This is a genomic window from Herbaspirillum sp. CAH-3 (assembly GCF_009668275.1).
Taxonomy (GTDB): domain Bacteria; phylum Pseudomonadota; class Gammaproteobacteria; order Burkholderiales; family Burkholderiaceae_D; genus Herbaspirillum; species Herbaspirillum aquaticum.
The window spans coordinates 39139-50431 of sequence record NZ_VSWE01000013.1 but is presented as its reverse complement, the minus strand read 5'-3'; the positions used below and the strand labels follow the sequence as shown (position 1 = coordinate 50431).

The 11293-nt window shown below is 65.2% G+C and carries 9 protein-coding genes; 2 read left to right on the top strand and 7 right to left on the bottom strand.

The features are described from left to right. Window positions 1-49 precede the first annotated feature (49 nt). Complete coding sequence (locus FYB76_RS17335) at window positions 50-670, bottom strand: response regulator transcription factor (protein WP_154134421.1); 621 nt, start codon at window positions 668-670, stop codon at window positions 50-52. A 364-nt stretch (window positions 671-1034) separates the two neighbouring features. On the opposite strand from FYB76_RS17335, the gene FYB76_RS17330 reads away from it, so the two are divergent. Together FYB76_RS17330 and FYB76_RS17325 are read left to right on the top strand one after the other, a co-directional pair. Continuing rightward, a complete protein-coding gene (locus FYB76_RS17330; protein ID WP_229297010.1) occupies window positions 1035-1706 on the top strand; it encodes a YitT family protein in 672 nt (223 codons plus the stop codon). 109 nt (window positions 1707-1815) lie between these two features. After that, on the top strand, window positions 1816-3063 hold the full coding sequence (locus tag FYB76_RS17325) for a nitrate regulatory protein (RefSeq protein WP_088756561.1): 1248 nt from the start codon (window positions 1816-1818) through the stop codon (window positions 3061-3063). A gap of 24 nt (window positions 3064-3087) precedes the next feature. Here FYB76_RS17325 and atzF read toward each other — a convergent pair whose 3' ends face one another. From atzF to FYB76_RS17295, 6 genes are all read right to left on the bottom strand, one after another. Continuing rightward, the gene (atzF, locus tag FYB76_RS17320; RefSeq protein ID WP_154134419.1) at window positions 3088-4503 is read right to left on the bottom strand and encodes an allophanate hydrolase; all 1416 of its coding nucleotides are present in this window, start codon (window positions 4501-4503) and stop codon (window positions 3088-3090) included. Continuing rightward, window positions 4500-8123, bottom strand: a complete 3624-nt coding sequence (gene uca, locus FYB76_RS17315; RefSeq protein ID WP_154134418.1) for an urea carboxylase — start codon at window positions 8121-8123, stop codon at window positions 4500-4502. The genes atzF and uca overlap by 4 nt, the downstream gene beginning before the upstream one ends. A 98-nt stretch (window positions 8124-8221) precedes the next feature. Next, entirely contained in the window at window positions 8222-8857 is a 636-nt protein-coding gene (locus FYB76_RS17310) for an urea amidolyase associated protein UAAP2 (RefSeq protein WP_039783239.1), read from the bottom strand. A 15-nt stretch (window positions 8858-8872) separates the two neighbouring features. Then, window positions 8873-9604: an urea amidolyase associated protein UAAP1 gene (locus tag FYB76_RS17305; RefSeq protein WP_154134417.1), complete on the bottom strand. Its 732-nt coding sequence runs from the start codon at window positions 9602-9604 to the stop codon at window positions 8873-8875. Between the two features lies 1 nt (window position 9605). Continuing rightward, the gene (locus FYB76_RS17300) at window positions 9606-10382 is read right to left on the bottom strand and encodes an ABC transporter ATP-binding protein (RefSeq protein WP_154134416.1); all 777 of its coding nucleotides are present in this window, start codon (window positions 10380-10382) and stop codon (window positions 9606-9608) included. After that, window positions 10379-11194 (bottom strand): ABC transporter permease, encoded by an 816-nt coding sequence (locus FYB76_RS17295; RefSeq protein WP_088756566.1) that lies wholly within the window; start codon window positions 11192-11194, stop codon window positions 10379-10381. Before FYB76_RS17295 ends, FYB76_RS17300 begins: the two co-directional genes overlap by 4 nt. Window positions 11195-11293 lie beyond the last annotated feature (99 nt).

Here is an 11293-nt window from a genome sequence, read left to right as displayed (position 1 = left end):
CCGCACCGGTTCCGGCACACGCGGCCGATGTTTATCTCGCAGAAGGTCGCTAGCGCTGCGGCAACTCGATGCCCAGCTGGGAGGCAATGCGCACCAGGTCGGCCAGGGTGCGGATGCCGAATTTGTCCATCACGCGCCGGCGATGCACCTTGATGGTGACCTCGCTGACATTGAGCACACCCGCAATGACCTTGTTCATGCGACCGGTGGCGACATGGGCGAACACTTCCTTTTCGCGCGGGGTCAATTTGTCGTAGAGGGCCTGCAGCGCAGCGCTGTCCTGCAGCTCGCTCATGCGTGCCGTCTCGCGGTGCATGGCCATCTCGACGGCGCGCATGAGCTGTTCTTCGGTAAAGGGCTTGGTCAGGAATTCCACCGCGCCTTCGCGCATGGCCTTGACGGTCAGCGGGATGGTGCCGTGGCCGGTGAGGAAAATGATGGAGTGCTCCTGGCCCAGGCGTTTGAGCTCCGCCTGCAGATCCAGCCCGTCGGCACCGGGCATCTGGATGTCGAGGATCAGGCAGCAGGGGCCTTCGGGCCGCCGTGCGCGCAGGAACTCATCGGCGCTGGCGTAAGCCGCTACGGTCCAATCGTAGGATTCAAGCAGGGACACGAGGGACGCACGCAGACCTTCATCGTCGTCCACGACGTGGATCATGGGGGTGGGCATCTTTGTATTGTTTCTGGAATGAGCCGAATGATGGCACACAGTACCAACAAGCGTCTCGGGCGGCTGTTATCTCTAAGGATAATAGGCGGCCCGCAGGTCTCGCGCTGATCCCGCGCCACCTTGACGGACCAGCCCCCTGCCGCCCAAGGCTCTGGCACATTTCCTGCTTGCCGAGAAGTGTTGCAGCAACGCCGCGCCGCTTCATCCGGCTATCGCCGCACTGCAACAAATCCTTTACCATGCGCCCCTGCGGCGGCTGCCGACGACACAAGTCAGCCGCACACCGATGGCCGATCCGGCTTACCCGCCGGCCTGGCCATTGACGTGACGCGTTCGTTATCCACGATTGATGATTGGTATTGCCATGACGACTTCCACTGCGGATTCCTCGCCTTCCACCCCCATTGCGTCCACCCCGGCCGCGCGTGCCCCGGCCGTGCCAGCGGTGCGCCACAGCTGGATCGACAATCTCCAGGGCCAGCTCTTCGGGGTGGTGATGATCGCCTTCGGCATGTCCATGCTGCATAGCCTGGGCCTGATCATCGGCCAGATCGCCGGCGTGGCCTTCCTGGTGACCTATGCCACCGGGATCAGCTTCGGCATGGCCTTCACGATCATCAACCTGCCCTTCTACCTGCTGGCCGCCCTGCGCATGGGTGCCGCCTTCACCTGGCGCACGCTGGCAGCCGTCACGGCGGTATCGGTACTGACCAACGTGGCCGGCAACTACATCAGCTACAGCCACCTCGATCCCGCCGTCGGCGCCGTACTGGCCGGGCTGTGCGTGGGCATCGGCCTGATCGGCCTGTTCCGCCACCAGGCCAGCTGCGGCGGCATGAGCATCCTGGCCACCTACGTGCAGGAACGCACCGGCTTCAAGGCCGGCTGGCTGCTCATGGGTTTCGACCTGGCGCTGTTTGCCACGGCGGCGCTGTTCCTGCCGATGGATCGCGTGTTCTATTCGCTGGTCGGTGCCATCACCATGAACCTGTTCGTGGCGTGGAATCACCGCTATGAGTGGTATATCGCGCGCTAGGGAAAACGCGCCGGACAGGGCGATTCCATTACAATCCGGGGCGTCCATGCATCGCACGAATCTTGCTCGCGATGCGGCCAGTCCCCCGTGATTCTCTGCCCTGCCCGCCATGAGCCAAGTCCTGAACTACCTGATCACCGCCCGCCGCTGCGAAGTGGAGGAACTGCAACGCCTGGCGCGCACCTGCCAGCTGGTGCTGACCGTCGGCAAGCTGATCCATTGCCTGCAGCAGGAACGCGGCATCTCCAACATCTACCTCGGCTCGCACGGTGAGCGCGATGCCCAGGTGTGGCAGGAGCGCGTGGCGGCCAGCCAGGCCGCACAAGGCGAATGCGAGACCTGGCTGGAATCGGTCGAACACGACAACGCCCTCTCCAACGGCGCCCGTCTCTATACCCGCATCGCCTTCGCCCTGCACGCGCTGGACGGACTGCCCAAGCTGCGTGCCGATGTAGCCGCACTGGCCTGCACGCCGGCGGCGAGCTACGAGCGTTTCAAGACGGTCGTGGGCGCCCTGCTGGCACTGGTGTTCGAAGCCGCCGACGTGGCGGTGGATCCGCAGATTTCGCGGCTGCTGGTGGCGTTGTTCAACCTGATGCAAGGCAAGGAATTTGCCGGCCGCGAACGGGCCGCCGGCGCCGCCGCGTTTGTCACGGGCAAGATCACGCGCGAGCAGGAACAGACCATCGAAACCCAGATCGAGATGCAGGAACAGGCCTTGCGCCGTTTCGAATCCTTCGCTGAAGGTTTCCGCAACGAATGGACGGCCATGCAGGCCACCCTGCCCCTGGCCGACCTGGAAAGGCTGCGCCGCAAGCTGCTGACCGCCCACGGGCGGCCGCTGGATCCCGAGCTGGCCGATATCTGGTACCAGTGCTGCTCGACCCGCATGGATGGCCTGCACCAGGTGGAGATCCACCTGGCGCAATACGTGCAGTCGCAGTGCCAGGACAAGATCGTCGAATTGCAGAAGGCCCTGGACGACCAGGCCCAGCTGTTCAGCCAGGAGGAGGCGCGCGACCCGCTGGCGGCCTTCTCCAGCCTGGATGGCGAGCCGCTGCCGGAGGACTCCTTGCGCGCGGGCGTCGGGCCGCACCTGACGCACTCCATCGTCGATATTTTGCGCAGCCAGTCCGAGCGCCTGCAGAACCTGACCCAGGAACTGGCCACCGTGCGCGAGAGCCTGGAAGAACGCAAGCTCATCGAACGCGCCAAGGGCGTGCTGATGATGAAGCAGGGCCTCAACGAAGAGGCCGCCTATCGCCTGCTGCGCAAGCATGCGATGAACCAGAACCGGCGCATCGCCGAAGTGGCGCAGGCGATCCTGTCGTTGACCGAAATCCTCCCGGACACCTGAGCCGGCGCCCCCTCCCCTGCTGGCTCAAGCAGCCAGCAGGCGGCTTTCGATGTGACGCTGCCCGGCCAGCGGCCGCCCGTGCGCGCGCTGCAAGGCATCGGCTACGCCCAGCAGCATCTGGTCGCTGAAGGCCGGACCGAATACCGTGATGCCCCAGGGCAGGCCGTTCTTCATGAAATTCATGGGCGTGGCCACGGCGGCGTAATCCAGCATGTTCATGAAGTTGGTGTACCAGCCCAGGTCCGAATTGCGTTGCACCGGCTGCTCGCGCAGTTCCTCCAGCGTCACCGGACGCGGGAAGGCGGGCGTCACCACGCAATCGACCGTGGCCAGGATGCGGTCGCATTCGGCCTTCAACTGCTGCAGGCGATACTGCGCGCGGAAGGTGTCGACGGCGCTGAACTGGGGTGCCTTGCGCAATACGTCACGAATCACCGGCAGGATCTCCTCAGGCCGTTCCTGCAGCAGCGCCTCGATGGTGCTGTAGCGCTCGGCCACCCACGGACCTTCATACAGCAGGCGCGCTGCCTCGAGGAAGGGGCCGAAATCGATGGAGACCGGCACGCCGCCGATGGCTTCCATCTGTCCCAGCGCTTCCACGAACAAAGCCGGGCTCTCGCTGCAGCCGAGGAATTCCAGCTGGCGCGGCACCCCTACGCGCAAGCCTTTGCGCGGTGGCTGGAAGGCCGCAGCATCGTTGTGTGGCAGGTTGGCACGGCTGTATTCATCGCGTTCATCGGGCTGCATGGCCTGCGTGCACAGGGCCAGCAGGTGGCTGGCCTCGGCCGCCGTGGCAGTGAAGAAAGTCACGCAATCCAGCGTGCGGCAGGCCGGCACCACGCCAGCGGTAGAGAGCAATCCCTTGCTTGCCTTCAAGCCGACCAGGTTGTTCAGGGCGGCTGGAACACGGCCACTGCCGGCGGTATCGGTCCCCAGTGCAAAACTGCTCAAACCCAGTGCCACCGCCAGCGACGAGCCCGACGACGAACCGCCCGAAGGATAATCCGGATGCACGCTGTTGCGGCAAGCGCCATAGGGCGATCGCGTACCGTTGAGGCCGGTGGCGAACTGGTCCAGATTGCATTTGCCCATGGGGATCGCACCCAGTGTGATCAGCTGCGCCACCAGCGTGGCGCTCTCGCGCGGCACATAGCTGAAGGCCGGACAGGCGGCCGTGGTCGGGATGCCGGCCAGGTCGATGTTGTCCTTGATCGAGAACGGCACCCCGTACAACGGCAGGCTGTGCGGGGATTGCCCTTCCAATGCCTGCAGGTAGGGCTCGATCTCCTCCTCACTCAAGAGGTGGATGTAGAGCCGGTATTGCGGATTGAGCGCCATGGCACTCTCACGCAGGCGGCCGATCACGGTACGCGGCGACAGGCGGCCATCGCGATAGGCCGTGGTGAGGGCATCGATACGCAGGTCGAAGGAATGGATCATGCGGCCTCCTCTTCCGTGTTTTCCATGACCAGCACGCATTGTCCTGCGCGTACCGGACTGCCCGGCTGCACCCGCACTTCGGCGACGATGCCCGCCTCAGGCGCGGTAATGTTGATTTCCATCTTCATCGACTCCAGGATCATCAGCAGCTCTCCCTGCGCCACACGCTGGCCGGGGCTGACCTTGACCTGCCACAGGTTGCCGGCAATCGGTGCATCCACCGCCAGCTGGCCCGCCTGCAGCGGCTGGTGCTCCTGCACGATGGCGCTGCTCTCCTCGCTCTCGTAATTGGCCTGGCCGCTGGCGATCCAGCGCTGGCGTTCGGCATCGAAGGCCGCCTGCTGGTGCTGGCGGAAGGCGGCAATGCCCTCGGCTTCGCGCTGCAGGAAATCCTGGTAGTCCGCCAGGTTCAGCTGTGTCTCCTCGATGCCGACCTCGAAGCGCCCCAGCGGAAAGTCGCGGCGGATGGTCTGCAATTCCTCGGCCGTGACCGGATAGAAACGAATCTGGTCGAAGAAGCGCAGCAGCCACGGCTTGCCCCGGAAGGCCGCCACCTCGCGATAGCGGTTCCACATCTGCAGCGTGCGGCCCACGAACTGGTAGCCGCCCGGCCCTTCCATACCGTAGATGCACAGGTAGGCGCCGCCGATGCCCACCGAATTCTCTGCAGTCCAGGTACGTGCCGGGTTGTACTTGGTGGTAACGAGGCGGTGACGCGGATCCAGCGGTGTGGCCACCGGTGCGCCCAGATAGACGTCACCCAGTCCCATGACCAGGTAGCTGGCATCGAAGACCGTCTCGCGCACCGCGCCGATATCCTTGAGATCGTTGATGCGGCGGATGAATTCCAGGTTGCTGGGACACCAGGGCGCATCCTTGCGCACCGTGGTCATGTATTTCTCGATGGCGAGCTGGCAGGCCGGATCGTCCCAGGACAAAGGCAGGTGCACGATACGCGACGAAACCGTCAGGTTTTGGCGGGCACAGACGGCGTCCCATAATCCGGTGATGGTCTCCAGCAGCCTTGGCAAGGGCAGCGCTTCCGGCTGGTAATGCACCTGCAGCGAACGGATGCCGGGGGTCAGGTCGATCACGCCGGGCAAGGCCTGTTCTTCCAGCGCCGCGATCAGGGCATGCACGCGGAAGCGCAGCACCAGGTCCAGTTGCGGGCTGCCCACTTCCAGCAGCAGGTTGGCATCGCCCGAGAGGCGCGCCACCAGGCGCTGTTCATCCTGGCCCAGGTCCAGCACGATGGGCGAGGCCAGCGGTGCTGGTGACCAGTCCACCGGCTGCGGTTGCAGGCGGGCGATACCGCCGTGTGCGGCCAGGGCGATGCGGCGTGCCGTGCTCACGTCCACCGGAACGAAGCGCACCTTGTCGCCCGCCTTGAGCTGGCCGATCTGCCAGAGATCGGCCTCGATCACCGTGACCGGACAGACGAAGCCGCCCAGGCTGGGGCCATCCGGCCCGAGGATCACCGGCATGTCGCCGGTGAAATCGACGGCCCCCACGGCATAGGGATTGTCATGGATGTTGGAAGGATGCAGCCCGGCTTCGCCGCCGCTGTCGCGCACCCATTCCGGTTTGGGACCGATCAGGCGCACGCCGGTACGGCTGGAATTGAAATGGACTTCCCAATCGGTGGCGAAGAAGGTCTCCATGTAGGCCGATGTGAAATACTCCGGCGCGCCATGCGGACCATAGATCACGCGGACCTGCCGCACCGTCTCCAGCGCAGGATACAGGTCAGTCGGCAAGACCTGGCCGGCCTCGGGCATCTCATCGCTGGCCAGCGGCAGCAGATGCAGGATGTCGCCGCTGGCCAGCGCGCGGCCCGCGTGGCCACCGAACTGGCCCAGCGTGAAGGTGCTGCGGCTACCGAGATAGGCCGGGACCTGCACGCCACCGCGCACGGCCAGGTAGCTGCGCGCACCGGCCCCGCTGATGGTGCCCAGCTTCAAGGTACTGCCCGCGGCAATGTGCAGTACGGTCGCCATGGGCTGGGCCACGCCATCGAGCAGCACCGGGATCACGGCACCGGTCACCACCACGCAGGCAGCGGTATTGAAGCGCAATACCGGACCCATCATCGTCACTTCCAGTCCGGCCGCATCCTCCGCATTGCCCAGCAGACGATTGCCCAATCGCAGGGCGCGCTCATCCATCGGGCCCGAGGGCGGCACACCGACCGCCCAGTAACCGATGCGGCCGGGATGGTCCTGCACCGTGGTCTGGGTGCCCGGGGAGAGGACCTCCACGGTATCGGCGCGATAGACCAGCTGTTCCAGGCAGCGCGTCCATGGCTGGCCGCTGGCGAACGGAACATCGTCGAGGATCTGGCGCAGGTAGTGCTGGTTGGTCTCCACGCCGTACAGCGCGGTCTCGCGCAGCGCCGTATTGAGCGCCACACGGGCTGCTTCGCGGGTGGGCTGCCAGCTGATGAGCTTGGCGATCATGGGATCGAAATACGGCGGGATCTCGCATCCGGCTTCGACCCAGGTATCGATGCGCAACGCCTGTCCATCGGCGGCCGGGAAATCGACGGCGGTCAGCAGGCCCGGGCAAGGCTGGAACTGGCGGCCCGGGTCTTCCGCATAGAGACGCGCCTGGATCGCATGGCCACGCGGCTGCAAACTGGCCACCAGTTGCGCCAGCGGCGGCAGGTCGCCGGCAGCCAGCTCGATCATCCAGCGCACCAGGTCCACGCCCCAGACCTGTTCGGTCACGCCATGTTCCACCTGCAGGCGCGTATTGACTTCAAGGAAGTAGAACTGCCCGGCCAGGCTGTCATAGACGAACTCCACCGTACCGGCACTGCGGTAATTCACCGCCTTGGCCAGCTTGATGGCCGCCGCGCACAGGGCGTCGGCCATGCCCTCGGGCAGGTTGGGAGCCGGAGTTTCCTCCAGCACCTTCTGGTTGCGTCGTTGCACGGAGCAGTCACGTACACCCAATGCGATCACCTCGCCCCTGCCATCCCCGAAGACCTGCACTTCCAGATGCCGGGCGCGTTCGATGTACTTTTCGATGAAGACGCCGGCATCACTGAAATTGTTCTGGCCCAGGCGCCGCACGGAATCGAAGGCATCGCCCAGCTCGGCATCGCTGCGGCAGACGCGCATGCCGATACCGCCGCCACCGGCCGTGCTCTTCAACATCACCGGATAGCCGACACGCGCCGCAGCAGCCAGTGCATCGCCGATGTTCTCCAGCAGGTCCGTACCTTCCAGCATCGGCACACCCTGTTCACGTGCCAGTGCGCGCGCGGTGTGCTTGAGTCCGAAGATGCGCAACTGCGCGGGCGTCGGGCCGACGAAGGCGATGCCGGCCGCTTCGCAGGCTTCGGCGAAGGCCGCATTTTCCGACAGGAATCCATAACCTGGATGGATGGCCCGGGCCCCGCTGTCGCGGGCGGCGGCCAGGATCTTGTCGACGGCCAGATAGGTCTGGGCGGCCGGCCCTTCTCCCAGCGAGATGGCGCGGTCGGCCTGCAAGACGTGCAGGCTGCCGAGGTCGGCTTCGGAATAGACGCACACGCCGGTCACGTCCAGCGTGCGCAAGGTGCGCAGGATGCGGCAGGCAATGGCGCCGCGATTGGCAATGAGCAGATGGTCAAACATGGAATGGGCCTGGAAATCCGGGTCGTCCCGTGATTCGAAAAACCGGCTCGCGGTCGTCCGCGAGGGGTGCAGGGCTGCGTAAATTCAAGCGGTGCGGATCAGTCCCACACCAGCACTTCGGCCGCCGTCGGGTTCCAGCCGTTGCAGGGATTGTTGAGCTGAGGGCAGTTGGAGATCAGCACGATGAGATCCTGCTCGGCGCGCAGCTCCACGTACTTGCCGGCGGCCGAGATGCCATCCTCGAAAGTGAGACCGCCCTCGGGGGTGACCGGCACGTTCATGAAGAAGTTGATGTTGGCACCGATGTCGCGCTTGTTGAGGCGGCCATCGTGAAGACAGGCACAGAGGAAGTTGTCGCGGCAGCTGTGCATGTAGCGTTTGTCCAGCGCATAGCGCACGGTATTGCTCTCCTGCGCGCAGGCCCCGCCCAGGGTGTCATGGCGGCCGCAGGTATCGGCCACGATGGTGGCCAGTGCCCGGCCCAGGTTGGAATACAGCACGCTGCCCGCACCCAGGTAGGCGCGGTTCTGGCGGCGCAGGGTGCGCTGGGGATCGTAGCGTTCGCGCGGATTGGTGGCGCTGTAGAACAGCGTATCGATGGCCTGGTTGCCTTCCAGGTCCAGCAGGCGCACGGTCTGTCCGGCGCCGAGGTTGAAGAGATAGGGTTCGCCGGCCGGGATCACGTGACGGAACACGGCTTGTTCGGGGGCGCGCTGGCTTTCGATGATGTGCATGTGGGTCTCCCTGGCTCAGAGATGGAAGCGTTCAGTGTTGTGGAAGGCGCGCTCATTCTCGGGGCGAGAATGGCGGCAGGCATGGGTGCTGTCGTCGCTGTGCGTCTGCAGCCACTCCAGCCGGACCGGACGCGGCGCGTAGTGCGGATGCGGGTCCATGGGATGCTGCAGGGCGGTCAGGATGATGAGCGTATCCATCGGTGCGGCCAGCTCGATGAAGTCACCGGCCTTGGAATTGCCGGGCACGAAGTGGAAAACGCCCTCGGCATCCACGTTCACGCGCGAGAACAGGTTCACCACCATCAGCAGGTCCTGCAGGTCGAGGTTCCACTTGCCCATTTCCACCAGCAGGTTGTCAGCGCCGTTGCGATGGAATCCGTTGCGCAATTCCTGGTAGCGGCCCTGGCCATATTTCTCGCGCACCTCCTCGGCATTGAGAACGCCACCGAAGCTGTCATGCCAGCCGCAGGTGTCTTCGGTGATGGCCGCCAGCACCCGACCCATGTCGGAGTACAGGCAGTGGCCGGCCTGCAGGCGCGCGGTGTGCTGGCCCTTGAGGGTGTCGGGCAGGTTCAGGCGTTCGCTGGTCTGCTGGGCGTTCAACATCATCATGCTGACGTTGGCGCCGCCTTCGATGTCGGTGATGCGCAGCGATTGCCCGCGCTTGAGGATGAAGGAGGTATGGCCGCCGCCGGGCAGCAATTCTTCGTAGAGTCTGGCTTGCAGGGCCAGGGGATCCTTGCTCATGTCAGCTTTCCTTTGCAGTGATGAGGGAGGCCAGCTTGCCGGCCTGTTCGCGGGCGCGGGCCTCGTTGAGGGCGATGTCGTAGGTGATGTGGGCGCCATAAGCCTGCGGGTATTGCGGATCGACGCGCACCTTGTCGAACACCAGCAGCCGTGTCCCCAGGGTGAAGCCCTCGGAGAGATCATGGGTGACCATGAAGACGGTCAGTCCGCTGTCCTTCCACAGGTCCAGCAGCAGCGCATGCATTTCCTTGCGGATGCCCGGATCGAGCGCACCGAAGGGTTCATCCAGCAGCAGCACGCGCGGGCGCACGATGAGCGCCTGGGCAATCGCCAGCCGCTGCTGCATGCCGCCCGACAGGCTGCTGGGATACAGGTCCAAGGCGTGACCCAGGCCCACGCGATGCAGCAGTTGTGCCGCCTCTTCGCGGGCGCGCCGCTTGGCACCGCCGAAGAGGCGACCCAGCAAGGGCGAGCGCGGCAGCTCCAGCCCGATGGCCACGTTGTCCAGCACGTTCAGGTGAGGGAACACGGAATAACGTTGGAACACCACGCCGCGCGTGGCATCGGGCTCGGCCGGGAAGGGCTGGCCCTGCAGCAGCAGCTGGCCCTTGCTGGGACGCTCCTGCCCGAGCAGCAGGCGCAGGAAAGTGGACTTGCCACAGCCGGAAGCACCGACCAGGGTGCAGAACTGGCCTTCTTCCACGCGCAGGTTGAGGCGCTCCAGGACCACGTTCTGGCCGTATTGCTGCCACACGTTGCGGATTTCGATGTAGCTCATGCGCGGCCTCCTTCAGCCCAGGGGAAGAAGCGGCGGTGCACGGCGCGCAGCAGCCAGTCCATCAGCCACGCCAGCAGCGTGATCCAGACCACGTAGGGCAGGATCACGTCCATGGCCAGGTAGCGGCGCACGAGGAAGATGCGATAGCCCAGGCCGGCGGTTGCCGAAATCGCTTCAGCGGAAATGAGGAACAGCCACGCGGCCCCCAGCGACAGGCGCAGCGAGACCAGCAGACGCGCCAGCATCTGCGGCAGGGCCACGCGCAGCACCAGGGTCCAGCTGTTGGCCCCCAGCGTCTGCGCCTTGATCAGCAGTTCGGCGGGGATGGCACGGCCGGTGTGTTCGAGGTCGCGCGCCAGCAAGGGCGTGACACCGATGACGATCAACATCACCTTGGATAATTCATCCAGCCCCATGACGATGAAGAGGATAGGCAGGATCGCCAGCGGCGGCACCATCGAGATCACGGTCAGCAGCGGCGAGAACCCTGCGCGCAGCACCGGGAAGATGCCGTTGGCGATCCCCAGCACGAGACCGGCCACGGCCGCGATGCCCAGGCCCAGCAGCACGCGCTGCAGGCTGGCCAGGGTATCGCTCCAGAACAGGTAGTCGCCGGTGCGCGGATCTTCCATGAAGGCCATGTGACGGACCGCATCGACCATCTGCGCCAGGCTGGGCAAGAGCTTGTCATTGGGGTTGTCGGCCAGGCGCGTGGCCGAGCCGAAGGCGTACAGCAGCGCCAGGATGAGGAAGGGCAGAAGCGTCAGCAGCCACTGCCCGGAGCGGCCGGGGTGGCGGTTCAGGAAACGCATGGCGCGCCTCCCTGTGGCAAGGACCGAGGCAGGGACGGACGCAGCACAAGGGCGGCGGAAGGGAACCTGGGGTGGCGGACAGCGATCACGGGAAACTCC